The organism is Tepidibacter sp., assembly GCF_025210165.1.
Lineage (GTDB): Bacteria > Bacillota > Clostridia > Peptostreptococcales > Peptostreptococcaceae > Tepidibacter_A.
Genome location: NZ_JAOASI010000075.1, coordinates 26,404 through 51,675 on the forward strand (window position 1 = coordinate 26,404; position 25,272 = coordinate 51,675).

Below are 25,272 nucleotides of genomic sequence, written 5' to 3' on the forward strand. Positions count from 1 at the left end.
TTATTTCTTTAATATATTTTCACTTTATTATTTTTCGTCTGGTTTAAATTTAATTTCTTTAAATTTTTCTTTAGAATTATGTCTTATTCTATCTACAAGCCCTCTTGCAACTTCAGATGCCTCACTCTTTTCAGCTTTAAGATTCTTTTCAAGATAGTCAAATGCTACCCAAGGATTTACAGAATCACCACAAGTAAATAAATCAACTGAAGCATATCCATACTCTGGCCAAGTGTGTATTGTTAAGTGAGATTCTTGAATTATAACTGCGCCACTAACTCCCCAAGGATTAAACATATGGAAACAGCTAGTAACTACAGTTGCATTTGCCTCTTCAGCTGCCTCAACCATATACTTCTCAACTAAAGCATGATTATTTAAAATTTCCTTATCACAATCATAAAACTCAACTAAAATATGTCTACCTAATTGTTCTATCTTCATATCTATGTCTCCTTTTCATTATACAAATTAAAATATATAGTTTGTTTACTATTTGTAAACTTCAAGTTTATTTTCATTCTAAAAGTTTCCCATCTGTAAACTTGAAATTGATTTATACTAATGTTTACTATTTGTAAACTTAAAATTGATTTATAGTAAATACATTATATACTATACTATTTTTTTTGAGTTTGTCAATAATTTTTCAAAAATTTTTTATTTTGATATTTAAGGAAAATAATCCAATGATTTTTTTGACCATAAAAAAACAGAATACACATATAAATGAGTACTCTGTTTTTGAGTTATATTCCTAAAACTTTTATATTTTCAACGTATGGATCCTCTGTATCTGTCATCATCCCATGCTGTTTCTTAATAAATTTTATATATTCTATAATTTCGCTACTTATTCTCTCTCCAGGTGTAATTATAGGTATTCCAGGTGGATATGCCATAATGGATTCTCCACTTACTTCACCTTCTGACTCTTCAAGTTTTATAATTTTTTTTCTAGCATAAAAAGCATCTCTTGGCGATACTACGATTTGAGGATTATGAAGTACTACCTTATCAAAATCAACTCTACCTTCACCATACTTTTCTTTGATATCTCTAAGAGCATCTACAAGTTTTTTTACAGAATAACTATCATCTCCAACACTTATAATTGCTAATATATTATATACATCTCCCAGCTCTACTTGTATATTATATTCGTCTCTTAAAACATCATATACTTCAAACCCAGTCATTCCAATATTTTTAACACATACTCCAAGCTTTGTTTCATCAAAATTATACACTCCACACTCATCTATAAGCTCATTTCCAAAAGCATATAATCCTTCAATTTTATTTATCTCTTCTCTAGCTTTTCTTGAGATTTCTAAAACTCTTGTTATTACTTCCTCTCCTTTAGTTGCAAGCATCTTTCTAGCTACATCAAGGCTAGACATCAATAAGTATGATGCACTAGTAGTTTGAGTAAGATTTAGTATCGTTTTAACTATATTTTTATCTATTATTCCATCATTTAATAATAAGGCAGAACTTTGACTTAAAGATCCTCCTGTTTTATGAATACTAACAGCAGACATATCTGCACCTAGCTCCATAGCTGACATTGGAAGTTCTTTATGAAATTTAAAATGAGCCCCATGAGCTTCATCAACTATAACTGCTATATTCTTTTCATGAGATATTTCGATTATTCTCTTTAAATTTGATGTTGCACCATAATAAGTTGGATTTATTATAAATACAGCCTTAACATCAGGATTTTCTTCAATAGCTTCTTCAATACTTTCAACAGAAACTCCCATAGCTATTCCAAGTTCATCATTAGTTTGTGGCTGAACATATACAGGTATACCACCACTTAATATAAGTCCATTTATAGCAGATTTATGTGCATTTCTTGGAACTATAATTTTATCACCAGGATTACATACACTCATTATCATAGCTTGTACTCCAGATGATGTTCCATTAACTAGAAAAAATGCATGATCTGCACAATAAGCTTTAGCCATAAGTTCTTGTGATTCTTTTATAACACCTACAGGGTTACTTACATTATCTAAACATTTCATAGAGTTAACATCAACTTCTAAAACCCTTTCTCCTAAATAATCAACTAGTTCAGGGAGACCTTTTCCATGCTTATGTCCTGGTACATCAAATGGGATTACGTTCCTTTTTTGATACTCTTTTAAAGCATCAAATAATGGAGTTTTATTTTGATTTATTATCATTATTTAACCACCTTTTTACGCAAATTATCACTAATAGTTATAATAAATGATATATTACTACTTAATATTTATTTTTGTCAATACAATTTTCTAAATATATTTCTAATTCATTTTTTAGTTATCTATATAATAATCGTTTCTTTTTTACTTCAGCAGTAATCCATATAATAATTGGTATTATCACTTGAAAGAAAAATACTTGATATGGATATATTTTATATAGTTTGCCCATATAAACCATATTTATGAAGAGAAGCTGTTAAGTTCTTATATCCAGCCTTAAGAAGATTGGGTGTTATAACTCTTAGCTTTCGGATAAAACTAAATGCTCTTACTTACTATATAAAATGAACTTGTATTTTCTATCTGTAATTATCTATTAATCGTTTCTTCTTTGTTTCAACATTAGTCCATATTATAATAGGTAAAATAACTTGAAAAAAAATCGAATAATATGGATACACCTTTTTCCCAAATTCATGATATTCTATTGTACTTCCAAAATCAAAATAAGTTAAATTTATTATTAGTAAGGAAATAGGTACTAATATAAATTTATAATCTTTAAGCCCAAATATCTTACAAACACCTTTGCTAACTGCCGATAAACCTATACTTATCTTCAAGATACCTCCTAATATCAATACAATAGATACAATTACCTCTAATCTTTGTATTACTTTCCCAATATTTATTCTCGAAACAGTAGTATATGACGGATAATATAAAACTGAAGCTTCATCTACTCCAATAACCAAAATATTAGCTACAGAAATAATTAATAAAACTATTCCCGCTGCTAGTACTCCAAAACAATATACTTTATATACTGAATTTCTAGTAGTAAATTTAGAAAAAAACATAGTAAATATCAATAATTCTCCAAATGGAAATATAAGTATAGAAAAACTGGCTTTAATTATTGGTTTTGTCCCATTATATAATATAGGTAAAAGATTGTTATAGTCCATCTTAGGAGTTATTAAAAAGACAGTCATAAATATAATTATTACTGTTACTAAAAAAAATAACTCTGCCCAATTAGCTATAACTTCTAACCCTTTCTTTGCCATCCATATTGATAAAAATGAGAATATCATACTTATTTGTATTTGTGGAGTTTTTTTCAGAGAAACTATAGTTATAAATTCACTGAAACCTATTAATGTTACTTCTACTAAAAAAATTGTATATTGAATAAGCATAATTATGATTATTTTCGCAATTATATTTGAAAAGGAAACTTCTATAACATCAAATATATTTTTATCTAAAAAAATATAATGAATTCTAGCATATATAAGAACTAAAGGTAATGCCGTAAATATTGATAAAATAATAGCTATCCATATATCATTTTTAGCCTCAACACCCATTACAAATACTGAAGCTTCTCCTATTATATAAAGAAATATAAGAATTATACCTTGTTTATTAGAAATAATCTCTTTATTCACTACTTGCTCCTCCTATTATAAATATTATCTATATAGTTTGCCCATATAAATCATATTTATAAAAAAGTTCTTATTTAAAAAAATCGTAGCTGTAAACTTTTTTGAAACTCATAACACAAATTATGAAAAGTAGTTGAATCTATTTACTCTAATATAAGTTCAATGGGGCAATGGTCCGAACCTAGAACTTCAGTATATATACTTGCGCGAACTAATCTATCTTCTAGTTCTTTAGATGCTAAAAAATAATCAATACGCCATCCCGCATTATTTTTTCTAGCATTAAACCTATAGCTCCACCATGAATAAACCCCTTCTTTATAAGGGTTAAAATGTCTATAAGTATCTATAAACCCAGCCTCTAAAAGATTAGTCATCTTATCTCTTTCCTCATCTGAAAAACCTGCATTTTTTCTATTCGTCTTAGGATTTTTAAGGTCTATTTCTTTATGTGCTACGTTCAAATCCCCACAAACTACAACAGGCTTTGATTTTTCTAAATTTTTAAGATAATCTCTAAAATCATCTTCCCACTTCATCCTATAGTCAAGTCTTGCCAGCTTTGTTTGAGAATTTGGGGTATAAACTGTTACAACATAATAATCATTAAGCTCTATAGTTATAACACGACCTTCTTTATCGTGTTCCTCTATTCCTATTCCATAGTTCACAGATATTGGTTTACGCTTTGTAAATATAGCTGTTCCAGAATACCCTTTTTTCTCAGCATAATTAAAGTATTGTTCATAACCTTCAAGCTCAAGATCTATTTGTCCGTCTTGTAACTTTATTTCTTGTAAACAGAATATATCAGCATCTACTTCTTCAAAAAACTCCATAAAATTCTTTTTAACTATAGCTCTTAAACCATTTACATTCCAAGATATAAGTTTCATAATAATCTCCTTTTTTAAATATTGTTTTTATGTAAATTATGTCAAATACAAACCTAATTCATTTATATTGAATATTATTATACTTCTTTTCTATTTAAATATGTATTGTACTGATTCAATACTATATCAAGTTCTTGGCTAACTCTTATTACTTCTGGATCTAACAGATTATTTTTTTCTTCAATCATTTTATGAATATCTTCCTTTAAACATTTTATTTTCTGCTCGATTTTTTTAAGCACGATTTCTCCTCCCTCTATCTAATGCTAATAATTTTGAAAATACTATACTTACTTATAAAAGCAAAATATATTCCATATATTAACTTAGAGTTGAAATCTACAAAATAATCAAATGAAAAGTTTTCATTTATAAAAACACTTTATTAATTTCATATTTTTTACACCAATGTATATTTTTTGATATGTATCTACATTTTTATACATAACGACATATTACTTTATATTATTCCATATTTTACTATGTTTCTCTTGTATCTATACTGTATAAACTTAAACCGTGTCAATTTGTATCATTTTGTATCATTTTGTATCATTTTTTACCCTATTTAAAATTTTTAAATCTTCATATTAATTTGAGTTTGGCTTTATTCTTGTTTCTCTATTTTATATTTATCCATTTTTCTATACAAGGTGCTACGAGAAATATCCATTTTTCTAGCTATCTTACTAATATTCCCTTTATATTCCTTAAGAAGTTTTATAATTTCATCAATCTCTTCATCTTCTTTTCTCCTTCTCTCTGTTTCTAAAATATTCTTAATACATATTTCTTTTAATGAACTCTCTGATTCATCAATACTATTTAAATCAAATTTAAAAACATTTTCTACTAAATGTGTTAACGTTATATAGTCACTATTTGTAGTACAGATAATTCTCTCTACAATATTTTGTAACTCTCTTATATTTCCGTGCCAATTGTATCTTTTTAAATATTCCATTGCTAGTGGATCAATATTTTTTAAAATCTTTTCTCCATTCTTAGATATTTGTTTTATAAAATATTCAAATAATATAGGAATATCTTCACATCTTTCTCTTAATGGTGGTATTTTAATAGAAATAACATTCAATCTATAATATAAATCTTGCCTAAAACTCCCGTCTTTCATAGATTCATATAAATTTTTATTGGTAGCACATATAATACGTACATCTATAGGAATTTCGCGCTCTCCTCCTATACGCATAACTTTTTTTTCTTGAATCACTCTTAGTAAAGATACTTGCTGTTCAAATGGCATATCACCTATTTCATCTAAAAAAATAGTACCTCCTGAGGATAATTCAAATTTACCTCGTTTACCACCCTTTCTAGCTCCAGTAAATGAACCTTCTGTATAACCAAATAGCTCACTACCAATTAATTCTCTAGAAATAGCCCCACAATTTACAGCTATAAATGGACCTGTACAACGTTTACTATTATTATGGATGGATTGTGCAAATAGTTCTTTCCCAGTACCACTCTCTCCTTGTATCAATATATTAGCTTCTCCAAGTGAGGCCTTATATCCTAATTCTATTATTTTCATCATTTTTTTATTTTTTGTAATAATATTAGAAAAGGTAAATTTTGCTTGTGAGTTATCAATATTATTTCCTATCTCATTTATCTCTTTAATATTTCTAAGAACAATTATACCTTTATTGATATTTTCTTCGTAACTATCTATGTAATTCCCAGATATAAAAAGTTGTAACTTCCCTTTTATTGCTGGAATTATAAGTTTATGCTCATAAAAAGATTTTTTTTTCTTTAGCATTTTATAAATACAGTTATCTTTTTCTTTTAAAATCATGTTTTTTAAAAATTTTTTTATATCTTTCAAATATACGTTCCAGTTCTTTTCAAGAACTGTATTTAAATTTTCAAAATTACCTAAATCATCAATAACGGCTACACATTCAGATACACTCATTAAAATACTTTTCATTTGACTATCGGTATACATTAATTTTTTGTTAATTTCATTTAATTCATGCGTTCTTTTTTCAGTTTCTACTTCCAATATATCTTTGATTTTTTTTAACTCTTCTTCAAAGCCTTTCTTTTTTGTAATATCTCTTCCTATGCCTATATATTTTATAGGTTCTTTAAATTCATTATGTAAAATGTATCCTATCCATTCTCCCCATACTAAAGATCCATCTTTTTTTAATGCTCTTACTTCTAATTTTATAAAAGGCTTATCAATTGTTACTGATTTTAATTCTTGTATTATTTTCTTTTTATCCTCTTCAAGAACATAAGAGAAATCACTTTTTCCTATTAATTTTTCTCTCTTGACTCCAAAATAATTACAATAAGCATCATTGATAAAAGTATATCTATGGTCTATTGTTGTAGAAATAATTAATTCCATATCATTATTTAATATTTCATAAAACTGTTGTTTTATTTTTAGTTTTTCTTTTATTTTAATGCTTTCTGTTATCTCACATCCTATAACCATTATTAATTCTTTTTCTTCTAGTTCTAAATCTTTTATATATGCATTTATCCATACCTTCTGGCCGTTTTTTTTGTGTATTCTAATATTATATTTTTGCTTATTATTTTTTTTATGTTTTTCAAAAACTTTTCTAGAGTCCTCATCAAAAATATCTTCAATATCTATATTATTTAATTCATCTTTAGTATAACCCATGCTTATTTCGAAAAAATAATTTGTATAAATAATTTTACTTCTATGTAAAACAAAGAAAACTATATTTTTATCTGCTAGCTTAATAATTTCTGACTTTATTAAAACTTCATCTATATTTATTTTTGTAATACAGGCATCCTTCATTGTTCTTTTCCTCCTTATGATTATATCTGGACTACTAGAGTGATTTTAATATTTAGATATATATTTGTAAATAAAAAAAGTCTTCCTTTTGAAAATTTAAAATGTAGACTTTTTTTGAAACTCATAACGTAAATTATACTTATCCACAATTCAAATAAGAATATACTTTCCTACTCATTATAAAAAAGGGTATATTTATCTAAAAATTAATTTTTAGATAAATATACCCTTTTTCTTATTTATTAATAATAATTTTCACTACTTGAATCATAATTGATGTTTCTAATAATATTAATATGTATGCATATGTATTTAGCTCTTTTATATAAGGATTATAAAATGCAGCAATTAAAGTAATACTATATACAACAAATATAATTGTATTTGTTTTACAATTAGAACTAAATCTACTTTTAGATATTAGTACTACGCCTATAAGCAAAGCCACTACTATAATAGAATGTACCATTATGGCATCTTGAGTATATACTTTAGCTAAATACTCCATTTTCTTAAAATATAGGTGTTTCATAACACCAGCTTTATATTTTGATAAATACTCTAAAATAAATAATGCTATAAATCCTATCAATTCAACCACATACAATATAATATCAAAAGTTTTATTTTTCAAAAGCTTTTTCACCTACTTTTTAGGTTCTCCTGTTTCTATTGGATTAGTAGGATCATTACTCCATCCAATCCATCCATCACTAAATATAGATATATCACCAAGTCCAATAACATCAGCATAAGTATATATTTCAGCTACTCTCCATCCACTACCACACATGAATGATAAGTGTTTAGTTGTATCTATTCCTTGTTCTTTCCAAAGAGCAACGAATTCATCTGCATTTCTCATAGTCTTGTCTATATTTCTATAATAGTCTAAAGCATAAGAATCTGTTTTTCCTGCATATCCAAATACAGATCCAGGTATTCTACCCATTTTTTTGTGATATGAATATCCACTTGATTTACCTATATGCTCATCCCAAGTACGATTGTCTAGTAATGTAAATTTATCAGGAGTTTTTAATCCCGCTCTAGTTTCTTCCATTGTATCTATAACATCTGGATTTGCTGGTATAGCTCCACCAAAATCTTCAACTGGTGTAGCTTTGTTACTTGTAGTTTCTAATTCATAGCCTGCCATAGTCCAAGCCATTGTTCCACCATTTAAAACTCTTACATCATTAACGCCTATATATCTAAGTACTGTAGCTACTCTATAAGCACCTAAAGGCTCTTCTCCTGTAACTATTACAGTATCATCTTTTGTAAATCCATATTTAAGAGCAACTTTTTTAAGAGTTTCATCATCAGCTAGCATCCACATCATTGGCTCTTCAGTTGTTGGAGGCTCAATTTCATCTGTGTTTATATGGAATGAAGTAGGAATATGCCCCTTAGCATAAGACGTCTTTTCTTCTCCCCAGCTTCCTTCTACAATCTTTATATTTTTAGCATTTTCGAAAGTTTCTGGTTTCTTTCCATCAATGACATCTTTTACAACCACTGCTGGTACAACTAATTTATAGTTTTCGTATTTTTCCATTGGTAATTTTTCATCATCTGCCCATTTGTTAGCATCATATAAGTATAATTTGTTAAATCCTTTTCCTTTTAAATAATCAGCAACTTCTTTAGAATCTTTTCCATTTGCATCATATAAAACTATATTTTTATCTTCTGTTATTCCCTTTGTTTCAAGTGCTTCATTTAAAATATCTTCTTTTGTATCATTTTCAACCTTTAACCAGTTAGCAGAGAAATCTACAGCTCCTTTAATTCTTCCACCTCTACTAATTCCATCTAATTTCCATCCATTGAATGCATCATTTAAGCGTGTATCTACAACTATCCAAGAATCATCTTTAAGTGCATCTTGAACCATTTGAGTTTCAGCAACATTATATTCTCCTTGAGAATCGTTGTTTGTATTCTGTTCATTATCTTTATTAGAACATCCTACTAGAGTAAATATTAGCATGACTAAAGATAGTGTAATTATAAGTGCTTTTCTCATATTAATTCCAACTCCTTTTATTGTTTTTGGCAACAGTATATCATTATATGTCGGTTACTGTAAATCATTATAGACTTTTTCTATACTCAGAGATTTTATATAATTTTTTTAAATTTTGATTTTTTGTTGACAAATAAAGATTACAAGTGTAATATTAAATATAGATTACACTTGTAATAATAAGAAAAGGAGTTTTATTATATGAATAAAAAAATACCTAAAATATCTGATAGTGAATATAAAATCATGAAGCTTATTTGGAAACAGAATCCTATAAAATCACAGGATATAGTAGAACAAATAGATGTACGCAATGGCTGGAGTGAAAAAACTATCAAAACTATGATTAATAGACTTCTAAAAAAAGAAGCAATTGATTTTAAAAAAGATGGCAAAGCTTATCTTTACTATCCATTGATAAAAGAAAATGATTATAAAAAAATGGAAAATGATTCATTTTTAAAAAGAGTTTACAACGGTTCTCTCAATGCTATGTTTGCTCACTTTATAAAAGATATGAAGTTATCTTCACAAGAAATAGATGAATTAAAGAATTTATTAGATGAGGAAAATAAATGATGATAAATTTTAGTAAGCTTTTACTTATAATGTCATTGAAAACCAGTATTTTGATATTGATAATATTTACAATTAAATTTCTATTCAATAATTTTTTTACTGCAAAAACACATTATATGATATGGTTTTTACTTTTTATATCACTTACTGTTCCCTATACTGCTCAAAGTAATATAAGTATATATAATATTCCAAAATACTTTAATCAAAATAAATATATTTCAAAAATGCAACTTAGCGAAGATAATTTTTCAAATGATATAAACAACTATAATAACACTATAAGATATCCTTACTCAAACAATAATAAATCTATGTCTAAAGAAAAAGACAGTACTTCAACAATTTCGAAAAAAAATCAAAATGCATTTAATATATTTGAATCACTTAAAAATATTTTTGCATACATATGGTTACTAGGATTCCTTTTATTAAGCTTAATTGTTTTTATAAAAACAATTCATTTTAACAAATTAATAAATATAGAAGAAGATATCTTAGATACACAAAAACTATCTATTCTCAATAAGTGCAAAGAAGTATTGGGAATAAATCAACATTTAAGATTAATAAAAACAACAAAATTTTCTACACCTAGTTTAGTTGGTATTTTTTCTCCTAAAATTCTTTTACCAGAACAAATTTTATACAATTTTGATAATGAACAATTAGAATTAATACTACTCCATGAATTATCCCATTTAAAAAGAAAAGACATATTAACGAATTGGATTATATTAACTTATCAATTAATCTATTGGTTCAACCCAATTATATGGATAGGTTTTTATAAAATGAAAAACGATATGGAAGTCGCTTGTGATGCATACGTATTAAATAATTTAAAAAAAGAAAAACATATTTCTTATGGAAAAGTTATTATAGATCTATTAGATTATCTTTCTAAACCTAGCTTTATTCCCGTATCTACGAATATATTAGAAAATAAATATGAACTTAAAAGGAGAATTATTATGATAAAAAAATTCAAAAAAACCTCTTATAAATTATCATTTATAAGCTTTTTATTAATAGTCTTAGTTGGATGCAGTTCCATTAGTGAACCAGAAAATAACACTAATACTACTCCTAACGAAATTTCAAAACAAAACCCTAGCAACATCATTGAAGAAAATAATGAATATCCTTTAGGTCTACCTGATGCAAGTAAAATATTGAATAATAAAAATTGGATTATAGGTAAAGATTATGAATTCATATGGAAAACATTAGGGACACCTTATGTAAATACTTATTATGTTGATACAAAAGGTCTTACCTCAAATGAAATATTAAACAATTTATATAATGAAACCATATACCCTATAAAAAGCGATGAAGAGAGTAGTGCTTTATATGTATTTATGGAAAACGAAAAAATTGTAAATATGAAAATTGATGAATTTTCAGGGATACCAAGTAACAATTGGAAGGATTCTGATTATAAAGTAAACTTCTATACATCAGGTGATATTGATAAAAAAGATTTGACTGACTTAGAGAAAAATTCTAACTTTGTAGAATTTAAGAAGGAGTTCTTAAATAAATCTTTATCTGATTTTAAGAACAAATTCAATCTTACACATGGTAGTAACGAAGCTTTTAATAAAGAAGGAGATCTAAAATTAACTGTTTACCCTATTATAGGTAAAGATAAACCTTCACCTTTTGTAGGAATATATATTTTATCAGAAAATAATATAATAAAAGATATAAAAATAGATAAATCGGATTTACAGTTAGAGAGATTAGATGAACATTTTTCATTAACAAATAAAAAGTAAGAAAAAAACCTGAAAACTAGGTTTTTTCTTACTTTTTATTTTTTCCATTTTTAAACCTCTTATATAAATATCTTTCTGAATATATTAGTTTTTTATAAAATACTTTTTTATATAGTTTCGGTTTTATTGTAATAATTTTCATCTTATTGAAAATAAATGTAGAAAATAAATTGAGAATTGTTTATAATTAACTATGAAAATATGAAATAGGGAGGAACTGACGTGAAAAAAAATGTTAAATCTATTGTTACAATTCTTTTAGTTTGTAGTTTTGTTTTTAGTGGAATTTGGTATGTAACTGCTAAAGATAAAACTAAAGGAGAATTTACTCAAGTATTTGCTTTTGGAGATAGTTTTTCAGACAATGGAGAAGCTAAAAAAATTTCCACAGAAATTGTACATTCAAAAGATTGCCCTGATGGAGCATATATTAAGCCTTCAGATGAATTATATTGGAATGATAGATACTCAAATGGACCTACAGCTGTTGAAGTATTAGCAAAAAAATTAGATTTAAATTTAACTAATTATGCTACAGGTGGAGCTACTACAGGAAAAGAAAATTATTCTAATTGGATGGATCATTTAGGATATACAGGAGTATTGGGTCAAATTGAAAAGTTTGAAAAAAGCTTAAATGGGGCAAAAGCTGACCCTGATGCTCTATATTTTATTTTTGCTTCTGGTAATGATTACTTTTTATTTATGGATTATTCACACCCAGGTAAAATTGAAGATGTAGCTGATAAAGCTGTTGAAAATATAAATACTGCTGTTGAAAAATTATCCAAGCTTGGAGCTAAGAATTTTTTTGTAGTAAATAGTAGTGATTTATCACTTGTTCCTTATGAAATTGCTAATAATAGAACAGACTCATCTAAAGCTTTTATGGAGCGTGTTAATAAAAATCTTCCTGAATCTATGAACAATCTTCAGAACGATTTAAATGTTTCAATCATGCTATTTGATATAACTAAGGTTAGTGATAATATAATTAAAAATCCTCAAAAATATGGATTAGTTGAATTAAGTAAAGAGTGTCAAAGTACTTATCCAAAAGTTAAACCAGCTCATGAAAATCCAGATCAATATTTCTTCTGGGATGAATGGCATCCTGGTCGTGTTGCTCATAAAATATTCGGAGAAGAAATGTATAATGAGTTGAAAAACTTTAAATAAAATTTTCCAACAAATCTCAAGACTCTTTTGATTAATATCTTAAATCAATGTTAATACAAATTGATTTAAGATATTACACCCTATTAAGGAGGCTCTAATTATGAATTCATGGTTTAAAAGTATTCGATCTCAATTTCTAACTATTACTATAATCATTATTTTACTTTCTCTAGCAACAGTAGGAATTGTGGTTAGTTATGAGGTCGATGCTCAAGCTAGAAAAGATTACTTCACTAATTCTAATGAACAGATGAGATTAGTAGAAAATTCTATCAAAATTTTTTATGATCAAATAGACAAAGATATAACTATGTTAGCAAAAAATCCGTTAACAATTCAAGCAGTTGATAATACAATTACTAACTATATGGATGTTACTGAAAAGACTAAAATGACTCCATCTCAAAACGGACCTATTGAGCGAAATATTTATCAATTATTTGACCAATATGCAAATACTCATTCTGGTACATTGTATGTATATTTGGCAACTGAAGATGGTGGTTTTCTTAATTGGCCTGAAGCTGATATAGGCGGAAATTACGATCCTACTTCTAGAGGTTGGTATCAAAAAGGCTTAAGTGGAAATGGTTCTATTATGAGAACAGCTCCATACAAAGCTACTAGTGGTAAAATGATTATAAGTAATGTATCTTCATTCACTGATGCTAGCGGAAATATCTTAGGTACAATAGGAATAGATGTTGAGCAATCAGTTATTAGTGATATGTTAAATAAAATGAAGATGGGTAAAACTGGTTTTTATATCCTTTTACATAATACAGGAATAATCATGGCTGATGGAAATAATCCTGATAATAACTTCAAGAATATAAAAGAAGTAGGTATTCCAGGATTAGAAAAAACATTAGTAGAAGATTTAAAATCATTTTCTGCTGATATTAATGGAGAAAAATACATAGTAAATCCAATTAAAATTGATGGTACTGACTGGATTTTAGCATCTTTTATGTCACAAAAAGAATTAACAAAGGGATCTAAAAAAATATCTTTAATAGTTCTTATTACTTCAACATTTATTCTACTTTTAACAATTTTGTTGATTAATAAAAACACAATGTTAATTACTACGCCTATAATACAATCTGCACAGTATTTAAAAACTCTTTCAAATGGTGATTTTTCTCAATCACTTGATTCTAAATTATTATCAAGAAAAGATGAAATAGGTACCATTACTAATGCTATTAATACTATGAAAATTTCATTAGTTGGTTTAGTTAATAATATTAGAAATGAATCTGAAGCTATCGAATCAAAGGTAGATAATGTAGTAAATAGTGTGGATATATTAAATAATGACTTACAGGAAATATCTGCAACTACAGAAGAATTAGCTGCAAGCATGGAACAAACTGCTGTATCTTCTAATCAAATGTCTATGACTTCTAAAGATATAGAAGCAGCTGTTAACTCTATTGCCCAAAGATCTCAAGAAGGTTCTATTTCATCTAATGAAATTAGTATAAGAGCAAATGCTACTAAGGAAAAGGTTACTATAGCTCAGAAAAAAGCTTCTGATGTAATTATTAATACAAAAGATCAACTAGAACAAGCAATTGAAGATTCAGAAATAGTTAATCAGATTAATATCTTATCTGAGTCTATTATGAGTATAGCTGAAAAAACTAATTTGCTTGCTTTAAATGCTGCTATAGAAGCAGCAAGAGCTGGAGAAGCAGGAAGAGGATTCTCTGTTGTTGCTGATGAAATAAGAAAACTTGCAGAACAATCAAAAGATACTGTACTTGAGATACAAGATGTAACATCAAAAGTTGTCTCTTCAGTAAATAATCTTTCTAGTAGTTCTAATAGTTTATTAACTTTTGTATCTACAGATGTAAATAACGATTATAAAACGCTGTTAGATGTATCAGAAAAATATAACGAAGATGCTAAATTTGTAGACGACCTTGTAACAGAATTCAGCTCTACATCTGAGGAATTACTAGCTTCTATTCAAAATGTTCTAGTAACTATTGAAGGTGTAACTCAAGCAGCTTCTAATGGAGCAATAGGCACTACAAATATAGTAAATAGAGTTTCTAAAATAAATGATAAATCTACTCAAGTAATGCAGCAAGTTTTAGAATCAAAAGAAAGTACTCATATACTAGAAGAAAATATAAAAAAATTCAAAGTATAAAAAAGATTAAATAGACCCAAACTAACATCTAATATTTGTAAGTTTGGGTCTATTTAATCTTATGCTTTTTTAACAACTGAAGACTTTAATTTCATAGCTCCAAAACCATCAATCTTACACTCTATATCATGTTCTCCATCAGATGGATCATGTACTAAGCGTATATTTTTTACTTTTGTACCTATTTTTATACTTGATGAACTTCCCTTTACTTTGAGGTCTCTGATTACTGTTACAGAATCACCATCATTTAAAACATTTCCATTTACATCTTTAATAACATTTACTTCTTCAGCTTCTGATTCTAAAGTCCATTCATGAGCACATTCTGGACAAACAAGAAGACTTCCATCTTCATAAGTATATTCTGAATTACATTTTGGACAGTTTGGTAAATTAATCATAATTTTATTTCCTCCGTTCGTCATTGTTACCTATAATAACTATCTTTAACTTATCGGACTATATACTATCATAGTTTTCTAATATTGACAAACTTAATACTTATTAAGAAACCTCAGATAAAAATTTGACATTCTGTAAACTATTCAATATAATTTTTTGGTAAAATATAGGCGAGGGGTGAGTGAAGTGGAAAAATTTCAGATTAAAAGTTTAATTCTAGGATTGTTACTTGGTATAATAGGAACTTCAGCAGTTTTAGGAGTTTCAGCAAGTTCAGAGCCTTCTACTGTTTCTTCACTAGAAAAAGTAGAATCAGCAAATTTTATTAACTCTAAAGTTTATTTTTATGGAGAAGAGGTATCTTTAAAAAATCCATTAGTTGCAATTAAGAAAGATAATAGTTCTAAAACACAGTTATATATGCCTATGAAAGAACTTTTAGAGTATATGTAATTTAATGTAGAATGTAATAATGATAATAATTCTATTAATTTGACTATGAATGGATATAATGGTTATGATAATTATAATAATAAAACAACTTCATCTGACATTGCTCAAAATGAAGCAGATATAAAAGCTTTAGATATAATACAAAAGACAGGAAATTGGCAATATATTGAACAATATCTTCCTCACATGTCCACTGATGCTGTAAAGGAAGTTGTTAAAATATACAACTCAAAGCATATTGATTCTTCTGAACATAAAAAAGCATCTGATTACATAAAAAAATAAACTTATTATAATTAAAGCATCACTTTAAGAAAAAGGCTATTTTACTAATAGCCTTTTTCTATTTATGGCAAAAATCATAATACATATTAAAGCTACTATTTTTAAAAAATATACCCATAATTTATATCTAAAATAATTTTAATACCCTTAAAGTGTTATTATTTCTTCTGGTATTTTCATTACCCATGAGAATAATTCAACATCAAGACTTCCCTTAAAATCTTTTTCTACTGGCTTAATCATACAAACTCTACTTTCAAATCCATTATTTCCAACTTCTTTATCTGATTTTAAAATTATCGCAGATGATGAAGATGTATTACATACTGGTATTACATCCAAATATTCTTTTGAATAAAAATTAAGCTGTATATCATCCTCAGTTTCATATTCAACTATTGCTAAATCCATTCCTTTTGGACAAATTTTCTCTAAAATATCTATATATTGTTCTTTCATCTTCTTAATCTGTTCTTTTGAAAAATCTTGTATGAACGCATCTTCAAATTTGTCATTTACTTCTTCCCAAATATCATAATGCTTTATTCTATCAATATAAAAAATACGATTTTTCTTTTCAATAAAATCATAAAAATAAAATTTGTCATCTTTTTCTATTTTATTTATAAAAATTTCTTTTTTAGGCAAAATCATATTTTGCTTTAAATTTTCTAAAAGCATATTTTATCTCCTTTATCAAATTTAATTGATAGATAAAAAAACTAACTTTTTAAATGAAATTTAATAGTTAGTTTTTCATATAGATTTATTATGATATTTTTACATAAACATAGGTACTCCTGGTCCAAGATCCAATCCTAACATATACCAGACAAACAGTAATGCCAATAATCCAATCATATAAGCAATACTATATGGCAAGCATAAAGAAATAACAGTTCCTAAACCAACTTCTCTATCAGGGTCTGTATTATAAGTTGCTAATAAGCCCATAATAACGGGTACATAGTAGTCTATAGGAGAAATAATATTTGTACAAGTATCTGCAATTCTATAAGTTGCTTGTGTTAATGCTGGAGAAAATCCTAACATAGAAAACATAGGTACAAAAACTGGGGATATAATCAACCACTTTGCAGACCCACTGGTAATACATAAATTCATACAAGTACAAATCAGTACAAATGAGACTAATAAAGGATATCCTGAAAAACTTAGAGATTTAAGAACTTCTCCTCCCCATACGCCAATTATTGTAGAAATATTACTTGCACTGAACAAATTAATAAATATTGATGCAGGAAGAGCTATTACCATAAATCCTAATGCATTCGAAACTCCTTCTTTCATGTACTTTGGTACATCATTCATATCTTTTATACTACCAGATCCTTTTCCATATGCCATTGCTAAAGTAAAAAAGAAAAAGAATAAAATGCTAACAATACTACTTAACAATGGTGATTTTGGAAGTAATCCACCATCAGCATTTCTAAATAGTGCATCCTTTGGTACCGTAAGTGCTAATATCACAAATATGAAGATAATTGCTGCAATCCCTGCATATTTTAAACCTTTCTTCTCTTCTTCAGTTACTTTGTGTTCTTCTAATTGACTCTCATCCAGAGTTATTTCTGTTCCACCTAATTTCTTACCTGTGTAAAATTTTGTTACCAAAACGGTTGCTCCAACAACAACAAAGCAAGATGCTACCATAAAATAATAATTCATCATTGGATGAACAGGTGCATTAATTCCTAAGCCTTTTGTTACAGATTCAGTAATACCTGCTAAAAGAGCATCTGTTCCTGCAATAAATATATTAGCACTAAACCCACCATTTGCAGCTACATATCCTGATATAACTCCTATCCAAGGATTTATCCCTAATGACTTAAACACTGCACCAGCTACTGCTGGTACAATAATTACTCCAGCATCTGATGCTAAATTTGCATTTACACCTACTATTGCAATTATAAAAATTAACATAGACGCTGGTGCTCCTAGTATAGTTTTTCTAATTAATGCAGAAAGCATACCTGTTTGTTCTAACATACCTACACCTAACATCATAATCATTACCAATCCCAAAGGTGCAAAGCCTGAATAAATACCTGTAAAACCAGTAAATAAACCCTGAATATTTTCCTTACTTAGTAAATTATTCACCCCAACTGTTACTTCTGTTGGTACATCTGTTGAAAGTTTTGAAGCTTTTAAATAAGTTACTTCCACTCCTCCCTTAGCCATAATAAATGATACTACCATAACAACAATTGATAATGATACAAACAACCAGAATGGATGTGGTAGTTTGTTACCTACTCGTTCTACACCATCTATAAATTTATCAAATAGTGTATTTTTCTTTTCAGCGGCTATCTTAGACATAAACTAAATCCTCCTTCTTTTATTATTTTCTATTTTGAAGCTGTTGTACTAGTTTTACAAAAAGTTCTACTGATGGCAACAGAATAGACTCATCAAAGTCAAATGAACTATTATGAAAACCAGCTGTAAAATCTGCTCCTAATCCTATATATGTACCTATCCCACCATTTTTTTGTACTCTTCTAATCATATCTGATGCATCATCTGTTCCTCCGACACTTCCAATAAGTTCAAATTCTTTAAACCACGGTATTTCTTTTGCACAATTCATAACAAAATCAATAGCTTCATCATCACTTTTAGCTGAATAAGTGGTACCTACATGCTCAATTTCACATTCCAATTGATAAACTGAAGCTACTCCTTTTACTATTGATAACATCTTATCTTCTCCATACTCAGCAACAGTGTCATTTTCGCCTCTTATTTCAATTTCTAAATATGCATTTGGAGCAATTGTATTTCTTGAAATACCTGCTTTTAGAATTCCTACATTTACACGCATCATTCCTTCGCTATGAGGTGCAATTGAATGAACATTAAGTGCTGCTGTACTTGCAGCTAGCAAAGCATTTTTCCCTACATGAGGATCTCCACAAGGATGTGCTGCTTTCCCATTATATGTAATATTATATCTTCTATTATCTAAGAAGTCCTTCGTACCACATATAATCCCCCTAGATTTCAATGGAAGTCCATCTAATTTTGTTAATCCTATATGTCCTGCAAAGAAATAGTCCACATCGTCTAATACACCTTTTTTAACAATGCCTCTTGCACCCCCTCCTCCTTCTTCAGAGGGTTGAAAAATAAGTTTTATCTTACCAGTTAAAGTATCTTTTATTGACATAAGTACTTCTGCAACACCAAGTCCAATAGCAGTATGTCCATCATGTCCACACGCATGACAATATCCCTCATTTATTGAACGAAATCCATTTTCCTTAGGGAAATGTTTATCTTCATTTGATTCAACAATTGTTAATGCATCCATATCAAATCTAAATGCAACAACTGGTCCTTCTTTTTTTGTGTCTATGATACCTACAACACCCGTTATATTGTCCATTTGCCTAACTATTTCTTCATTAGCTCCCTGATCAATAGCCCTTTGAATTTCTCTTTGTATAACTTCCTCTGAAGGAAAACTAAACTGTAATCCTTTTTCTACAATATTAAGCCCCATTTTAACTTCAATCCCTAATTCTACAAGCCTCTGGGCAACTTTACATGATGTTCTAAATTCTGTCCATTTCACTTCAGCATGCTTGTGAAAATCTCTTCTATAACCAACTATTCTTTTTTTTAATTCTTTAGAATCTAATGTCACTTTTGCTTACCTCCTCGTATAATATCTCCTTTAATCATAAAATTTTGTTTATTTTTTAACTAATATTATTAATTTTTTGATACTACTCTTCAGTTTATTAAAAATAGTGCAAATATAACTTTCTTAACATAGAACCTATAACTTTTTTTACCTTTTTTACTACTTTACACCGTTTATCGAAAATTGTCAATCGACCGAATTATCAATTAATTGACTTATTCCCATATAAGTCATGTCAATAAACCGATCTCATTTACGAAAATCCCAAGATAACTTTCAACTATATCGATGAGAAAACCGTTTTCTTAGATAAATACTTAAATTCTAAAAATTTAGAATTATCTTTTTTTTAGTTTCTTATGTTATAATGAAGTTGTTGTCATATTGTATTTAAGTTTTAACTTTTATTAAAAATAGGGGGTATTTTAATGAGTAAATCTGTAAATATAGATTGGAACAATCTTGCATTTAGCTACATAAAAACTGAATTTCGTTATGTATCAAGATGGAAAGATGGAAAATGGGATGATGGAAGTTTAATTGAAGATAACAAACTTTCTATAAGTGAAGCTTCTACTGCTCTTCATTATGGACAACAATGTTTTGAAGGTCTTAAAGCTTATCGTACAAAAGAAGAAAAAATCCAACTTTTCAGACCCGATCAAAACGCGAAAAGAATGAATGACAGTTGCAAACGTGTTCTTATGCCCGAAATACCTGAAGAGAAGTTTATAGATGCTTGTATTCAAGTTGTTAAAGCAAATGAAGCTTATATTCCACCTCATGGAACTGGAGCAACACTTTATTTAAGACCTTTCATGATAGGTGTTGGAGATAATCTAGGAGTTAAACCTGCTCCAGAATTTATATTCTGCGTATTCTGTGTTCCTGTAGGTCCTTACTTTAAAGGTGGAATGACTCCTGTAAACTTTACAATAGCTGATTATGATAGAGCTTCACCTTGGGGAACTGGAGCTTCAAAAGTCGGAGGAAACTACGCTGGAAGTTTACTTGCTCACGAAGAAGCTGTTAAAAAAGGATTTGCAGATTGTATATATCTTGACCCAGCAACTCATACTAAGATAGAGGAAGTTGGAGCTGCTAACTTCTTTGGAATAACAAAAAATGATAAATTTATAACTCCTAAGTCTCCATCTATATTACCTAGTATAACTAAATATTCACTAATGCACATAGCTAAAGAATATTTAGAGATGGAAGTTGAAGAAATAGATGTACCTGTAGAAAATCTAGATGAATTTAAAGAAGCTGGTGCATGTGGTACTGCTGCTGTTATAACTCCTATTGGAGGAATTGATTATAAAGATAATCTTCACGTATTCTATAGTGAAACAGAAGTCGGTCCTGTAACTAAGAAACTTTATAATACACTTTACGGAATCCAATTTGGAGATGTTAAAGCTCCAGAAGGATGGATTGTAGAAGTTAAATAATATAAAAAAGTCTTCCTTATAAAGATTTTCAATGTAGACTTTTTTGAAACTCATAACGAAAATTATATTTATCCATAAGTTAAAGAAGAATATAATTTCCTATTCGTTATAAATAAAAATTGAGGGTTCTTAGTTAATCTATCATACATGTTAGGCTGTGCGATTTTGAATTGTTCTGTCGGCATAGGCTCTAACAGCTTTTCTATCATAAATCCGGCATCAATAATAGAGTTGATAATCTCACTTAAAGGTCTTCTATAAAATTGTACTTTTACCTTTCCATTGTTAGTGTTCCATTCATCGTCTAATAATTCTGTTAAAAAGTAATTCTCTTTATTAAATACTGTAAAATCCATAAACGGATGATGAATAGATATAACAAGTTGTCCATCTTTTTTTAAGATTCTATTAAATTCTCTCATTACTACATTCCAATTTTTAATATAATGAAGTGTCAATGATGATAAAATAATGTCTATAGATTCATCCTCAATAAAATGCAACGGCTCATTTAAATCAGCTCTTATAATTTTCGCCTTATTTCCAACTCTTTTTTTAGCCATTTCTATCATATTTGGACTACAATCTAATGCTATTACACTTGCACCCTTTTCTAATAACCATTTAGTATACCACCCTGCCGCACAACCTGCATCTAAAACTTTCTTACCTCTAACTTGTGGAAGTAATGATATAGTTGCAGGTCTTTCATAGTAGGCATTGAATGGTTTTGTATCTACATATTTAAAATAATATTCAGCCATTTCTTCATAAGAATTAAGTGAAACGGAGTCTTTATTTATAACTTGTTCCTCATGTGATATGTTATTCAATGTAATCTCTCCTTAATATTACATAATATTTTACAATTGTGCATTAAATTATAACATTTATTCTTTATATTTCAAATAAAATAATTTGTAATTGTGAAGTTTTACACTAATTGAGAAACCGATTAAACTATCAGTAATTTTTCAAAAATTACTATATTATATAAATATTACTAAGTAAATTACAGTTTATATCTTCTCAGTTCAGAAACTAAATATATTGAAAATACAGTATACCCTTTTTCTATTTATGGTACGGTTATCTGTAGATACTGCAACGACTATTTTCGAGTTCTAGCTACGTTTTAGTAACTCTAGTATATCTTCCGAGTACATATTAACAACTATTTTTGATACTTCTTCTATTGAATACTTATTCCTATTATTAATCCAAAATCGAATGACTCCTATAAGTCCTGCCGCCATATATTCAATATAGATTATTCTATTATCTACATCTCTATTCTCTTTTACTGAAACAGATTTATCTAATCCTTCATTCATATGATTCTTTATAATATTTGTGAATTTTATAGATAAGTAAGGTATACTTTCATCTCCTAGAATCACCTTATAGAAATCAAAATCTTCTTGAATAGTTTCAAAAACCTTCTTATTTAGTTCATAAAAATCATCATAGCCTAAATCATTAATTGTATCAATATTATTACTAGACTTCATACTTCCTTTCAATTTATTCAAACATTCATTACTTAGTTGATCGAGCAAATCATCTTTATCTAAATAATGTAAATAGAAAGTGTTTCGATTAATCACTGCTCCTTCTGCAATATTTTGAATAGTAATTTTATTATAGTTCTTCTTTTTAAGCAAATCAAAAAATGCTTTTTTTATAGATTTTTTCGTCCGTATTATTCTTAAATCTGTTTTTTTATTCATCATTTCCTCCTGTTTAATAAACAATAATCATCAATATGACTATTATATGTCACTACCACTTTTATTAACCATTGTATATTATATTTCTTTTCTATACAATAGTTAATACAAATACTCTTTAAATTCAAGAGAGTTAAAAAAATTACTGGCAAAAATATTAACTAAACATATAAAAACAAAAAAGAGGAGATGTATCTTATGCGTAAATATTTAAATTTTATTAAAGAAAATCCTATGGGTTTTTTAGCTACAACAGATAAGAATGGAAAACCTAGAGTTAGAGGCTTTGGTATTATGATTACTGAAGATAATAAAATATTTTTCGGAACATCAAACAAAAGAAGAACTTTCAGCCAGCTAAAAGTTAATCCTTATGCAGAATGGATAGCAAAGTCTAAAAAGTCATCAACGCTAAGAGTAAGTGGCGACGTAGTTATTGAAAAGGATATGCAAATTAAATTAAACACTATTGAAAATAGTCCAGTAATAAAAAACCTTTATGCTGGAAGAGAAGATGAATTTGAAATGTTTTATCTTGAAAATGTTGAATATGATTGGTTTGAGATGAAAATGACAATCCCAATTAAAGAAAAACGATCAAGCTAGATACTCTCTAGTTTGATCATTTTTTAATTGATATTGATTAGTTGGGTTAATTCCATAGAATTAACCACAGTTATTTGTGGTACAATTCTCCGTGCATACTACAACGTAAGTTTTTTATTTGAAATTTGTATATTTACCAATATTCCTTAATCTATCTAAAATGATATAATTATAAATCGACAAACATGCTTCGTCATATGTATATATAATCAATAAGGGAAACTATTTTAGGCTTTCCCTATTACTCATATTAAGAAGATTGTGCATTAAATTTACTGTTTAATACAATTGCTATTATATAACTTAATTACTCAATTACATTGCCATATCTTCTATCTCTTTTAGAAAAATCATAAATTGCTTTTTCCAAGTCATCTTTTTTAAAGTCTGGCCATAATACATCAACGAAATATAATTCTGTGTAAGCCATTTCCCAAAGTAAAAAATTAGATAATCTTTTTTCTCCTCCCGTTCTAATGAATAAATCTGGTTCAGGAATATCACAGGTATCCATATATGAAGCGAATAAATCTTCATTAATCCTTGAAACATCTAACTTGTTATTTAAACATTTTAATGCTATCTTTTTAGTTGTACGTATAATTTCATCTTTTGGACGGCTCCAATTCTCTGTTGAAAAAGCATAAATTGTTAAATATTCTACACCTAAATCATATGTATCTTTGCATATATTTTCTAATGTTTTGATACCTTGCCTATGTCCAAATGTTCTGGGCATAAATTTTCTTTTTGCCCATCGTCCATTTCCATCCATCATAATTGCAATATGCTTTGAAATTTTTATAATATCCATCAGTTATATTCCTCCATCGTACAGTAAAATGAGGAAAAGATAATAAAATACTTCCTAAGTACTGATATTATATCCTTTGACTTCTAAACATATGCTAAGAAATCCAATGTATGCATCACTAATTTTCACTCACTCTCTTTTTAGAAAATTAGAATTTGTCTATTCAATAATTAATTCCTCATATTCTGTTCCATCTATATTTTTCGTTATATTATAAACATGTTTTCCAATTACACTGCGTAAATTCTTTATATTTTCAATATCAGATGAAGCAAATTCATAATAGCAAGTAGTATGACTATTTTTATTTAACTCTTCGTAAAAGTCTGATATATATGTACAAAACTTATCTAATATATCTTCTAATGGATATTGAGAGATATTTATAGGTGAATCACCTTCACCTAATTTTGGTTCTTGTTCAAAAATCAAAGATGTAACAAACTCATTCTTAACTTTGTATATCCCATCAGCTTCTTTAAAATATTTTTCATTTTTATACTTTTCAGCATCATAATTAGAAATATTTTTCATTTTTACCTCCTTTATAAATTTATATTTATCTTTTATTTACTATGCTTTGTTTTATTAATTAATCTATTGTGCTAGTTGAAATCAATTTACTTAATATGGTAAATTGATTTTAACAAAAAAATATCCTCTTAACTTCAAATGTATGGTTATATTATCCAAATGCTAAAGACTTAATTCTTGATATATCTTCATC

24 protein-coding genes are annotated in these 25,272 nt (G+C 27.7%); 8 read left to right on the forward strand and 16 right to left on the reverse strand.

The window, feature by feature from the left end; translation table 11 throughout:
- Positions 1 to 27: 27 nt before the first annotated feature.
- The 8 genes from speD to N4A48_RS12525 all read right to left on the reverse strand — a co-directional run bounded on the left by speD (position 28) and on the right by N4A48_RS12525 (position 9,404).
- Positions 28 to 444 carry an adenosylmethionine decarboxylase gene (gene speD / locus N4A48_RS12490; RefSeq protein WP_330665129.1) on the reverse strand — a complete coding sequence of 139 codons (417 nt, stop codon included), beginning with the start codon at positions 442 to 444 and terminating at the stop codon, positions 28 to 30.
- Positions 445 to 749: 305 nt separating this feature from the next.
- Positions 750 to 2,201 (reverse strand): aminotransferase class I/II-fold pyridoxal phosphate-dependent enzyme, encoded by a 1,452-nt coding sequence (locus N4A48_RS12495; protein WP_293666480.1) that lies wholly within the window; start codon positions 2,199 to 2,201, stop codon positions 750 to 752.
- Positions 2,202 to 2,563: 362 nt separating this feature from the next.
- The gene (locus N4A48_RS12500) at positions 2,564 to 3,658 is read right to left on the reverse strand and encodes a GerAB/ArcD/ProY family transporter (protein WP_293666482.1); all 1,095 of its coding nucleotides are present in this window, start codon (positions 3,656 to 3,658) and stop codon (positions 2,564 to 2,566) included.
- A gap of 143 nt (positions 3,659 to 3,801) precedes the next feature.
- Positions 3,802 to 4,554: an exodeoxyribonuclease III gene (locus N4A48_RS12505; RefSeq protein WP_293666484.1), complete on the reverse strand. Its 753-nt coding sequence runs from the start codon at positions 4,552 to 4,554 to the stop codon at positions 3,802 to 3,804.
- A 77-nt stretch (positions 4,555 to 4,631) separates the two neighbouring features.
- On the reverse strand, positions 4,632 to 4,796 hold the full coding sequence (locus N4A48_RS12510; protein WP_293666486.1) for an aspartyl-phosphate phosphatase Spo0E family protein: 165 nt from the start codon (positions 4,794 to 4,796) through the stop codon (positions 4,632 to 4,634).
- A 365-nt stretch (positions 4,797 to 5,161) separates the two neighbouring features.
- Positions 5,162 to 7,372: a sigma 54-interacting transcriptional regulator gene (locus tag N4A48_RS12515; protein ID WP_293666488.1), complete on the reverse strand. Its 2,211-nt coding sequence runs from the start codon at positions 7,370 to 7,372 to the stop codon at positions 5,162 to 5,164.
- 235 nt (positions 7,373 to 7,607) lie between these two features.
- Positions 7,608 to 8,006: a hypothetical protein gene (locus tag N4A48_RS12520; protein ID WP_293666489.1), complete on the reverse strand. Its 399-nt coding sequence runs from the start codon at positions 8,004 to 8,006 to the stop codon at positions 7,608 to 7,610.
- 12 nt (positions 8,007 to 8,018) lie between these two features.
- The gene (locus N4A48_RS12525) at positions 8,019 to 9,404 is read right to left on the reverse strand and encodes a sulfurtransferase (protein ID WP_293666491.1); all 1,386 of its coding nucleotides are present in this window, start codon (positions 9,402 to 9,404) and stop codon (positions 8,019 to 8,021) included.
- Positions 9,405 to 9,605: 201 nt separating this feature from the next.
- Here N4A48_RS12525 and N4A48_RS12530 point away from each other — a divergent pair, with 201 nt between their 5' ends.
- From N4A48_RS12530 to N4A48_RS12545, 4 genes are all read left to right on the forward strand, one after another.
- Positions 9,606 to 9,983, forward strand: a complete 378-nt coding sequence (locus tag N4A48_RS12530) for a BlaI/MecI/CopY family transcriptional regulator (RefSeq protein ID WP_293666492.1) — start codon at positions 9,606 to 9,608, stop codon at positions 9,981 to 9,983.
- Positions 9,984 to 10,012: 29 nt separating this feature from the next.
- Positions 10,013 to 11,767: a M56 family metallopeptidase gene (locus N4A48_RS12535; RefSeq protein ID WP_293666521.1), complete on the forward strand. Its 1,755-nt coding sequence runs from the start codon at positions 10,013 to 10,015 to the stop codon at positions 11,765 to 11,767.
- A gap of 222 nt (positions 11,768 to 11,989) precedes the next feature.
- The gene (locus N4A48_RS12540; protein WP_293666494.1) at positions 11,990 to 12,946 is read left to right on the forward strand and encodes an SGNH/GDSL hydrolase family protein; all 957 of its coding nucleotides are present in this window, start codon (positions 11,990 to 11,992) and stop codon (positions 12,944 to 12,946) included.
- A 100-nt stretch (positions 12,947 to 13,046) separates the two neighbouring features.
- The gene (locus N4A48_RS12545; RefSeq protein WP_293666495.1) at positions 13,047 to 15,113 is read left to right on the forward strand and encodes a methyl-accepting chemotaxis protein; all 2,067 of its coding nucleotides are present in this window, start codon (positions 13,047 to 13,049) and stop codon (positions 15,111 to 15,113) included.
- Positions 15,114 to 15,172: 59 nt separating this feature from the next.
- Here the strand turns inward: N4A48_RS12545 and N4A48_RS12550 are convergent, their stop codons facing one another.
- A complete protein-coding gene (locus N4A48_RS12550) occupies positions 15,173 to 15,517 on the reverse strand; it encodes a zinc ribbon domain-containing protein YjdM (RefSeq protein ID WP_293666497.1) in 345 nt (114 codons plus the stop codon).
- A gap of 187 nt (positions 15,518 to 15,704) precedes the next feature.
- Here N4A48_RS12550 and N4A48_RS12555 point away from each other — a divergent pair, with 187 nt between their 5' ends.
- Together N4A48_RS12555 and N4A48_RS12560 are read left to right on the forward strand one after the other, a co-directional pair.
- Entirely contained in the window at positions 15,705 to 15,971 is a 267-nt protein-coding gene (locus N4A48_RS12555) for a hypothetical protein (protein WP_293666498.1), read from the forward strand.
- Between the two features lie 45 nt (positions 15,972 to 16,016).
- On the forward strand, positions 16,017 to 16,256 hold the full coding sequence (locus tag N4A48_RS12560) for a hypothetical protein (RefSeq protein WP_293666500.1): 240 nt from the start codon (positions 16,017 to 16,019) through the stop codon (positions 16,254 to 16,256).
- A 147-nt stretch (positions 16,257 to 16,403) separates the two neighbouring features.
- On the opposite strand, the gene N4A48_RS12565 is transcribed toward N4A48_RS12560, so the two are convergent.
- From N4A48_RS12565 to N4A48_RS12575, 3 genes are all read right to left on the reverse strand, one after another.
- The gene (locus N4A48_RS12565) at positions 16,404 to 16,937 is read right to left on the reverse strand and encodes a hypothetical protein (RefSeq protein WP_293666501.1); all 534 of its coding nucleotides are present in this window, start codon (positions 16,935 to 16,937) and stop codon (positions 16,404 to 16,406) included.
- Positions 16,938 to 17,036: 99 nt separating this feature from the next.
- Positions 17,037 to 18,611 (reverse strand): AbgT family transporter, encoded by a 1,575-nt coding sequence (locus N4A48_RS12570; protein ID WP_293666503.1) that lies wholly within the window; start codon positions 18,609 to 18,611, stop codon positions 17,037 to 17,039.
- Between the two features lie 22 nt (positions 18,612 to 18,633).
- Positions 18,634 to 19,941 carry an amidohydrolase gene (locus N4A48_RS12575; RefSeq protein ID WP_293666504.1) on the reverse strand — a complete coding sequence of 436 codons (1,308 nt, stop codon included), beginning with the start codon at positions 19,939 to 19,941 and terminating at the stop codon, positions 18,634 to 18,636.
- Between the two features lie 428 nt (positions 19,942 to 20,369).
- On the opposite strand from N4A48_RS12575, the gene N4A48_RS12580 reads away from it, so the two are divergent.
- Positions 20,370 to 21,395, forward strand: a complete 1,026-nt coding sequence (locus N4A48_RS12580) for a branched-chain amino acid aminotransferase (RefSeq protein ID WP_293666506.1) — start codon at positions 20,370 to 20,372, stop codon at positions 21,393 to 21,395.
- A 68-nt stretch (positions 21,396 to 21,463) separates the two neighbouring features.
- Here the strand turns inward: N4A48_RS12580 and N4A48_RS12585 are convergent, their stop codons facing one another.
- Together N4A48_RS12585 and N4A48_RS12590 are read right to left on the reverse strand one after the other, a co-directional pair.
- Positions 21,464 to 22,228: a class I SAM-dependent methyltransferase gene (locus tag N4A48_RS12585; RefSeq protein WP_293666507.1), complete on the reverse strand. Its 765-nt coding sequence runs from the start codon at positions 22,226 to 22,228 to the stop codon at positions 21,464 to 21,466.
- A gap of 291 nt (positions 22,229 to 22,519) precedes the next feature.
- Positions 22,520 to 23,125, reverse strand: coding sequence for a TetR/AcrR family transcriptional regulator (locus tag N4A48_RS12590; protein WP_293666509.1), 606 nt, complete (start codon positions 23,123 to 23,125; stop codon positions 22,520 to 22,522).
- 198 nt (positions 23,126 to 23,323) lie between these two features.
- Between N4A48_RS12590 and N4A48_RS12595 the strand changes: the two genes are divergently transcribed.
- Positions 23,324 to 23,731: a pyridoxamine 5'-phosphate oxidase family protein gene (locus N4A48_RS12595; protein ID WP_293666511.1), complete on the forward strand. Its 408-nt coding sequence runs from the start codon at positions 23,324 to 23,326 to the stop codon at positions 23,729 to 23,731.
- A gap of 307 nt (positions 23,732 to 24,038) precedes the next feature.
- On the opposite strand, the gene N4A48_RS12600 is transcribed toward N4A48_RS12595, so the two are convergent.
- Entirely contained in the window at positions 24,039 to 24,545 is a 507-nt protein-coding gene (locus tag N4A48_RS12600; protein ID WP_293666513.1) for an undecaprenyl diphosphate synthase family protein, read from the reverse strand.
- A gap of 159 nt (positions 24,546 to 24,704) precedes the next feature.
- Entirely contained in the window at positions 24,705 to 25,079 is a 375-nt protein-coding gene (locus N4A48_RS12605) for a hypothetical protein (protein WP_293666514.1), read from the reverse strand.
- Between the last annotated feature and the right edge of the window lie 193 nt (positions 25,080 to 25,272).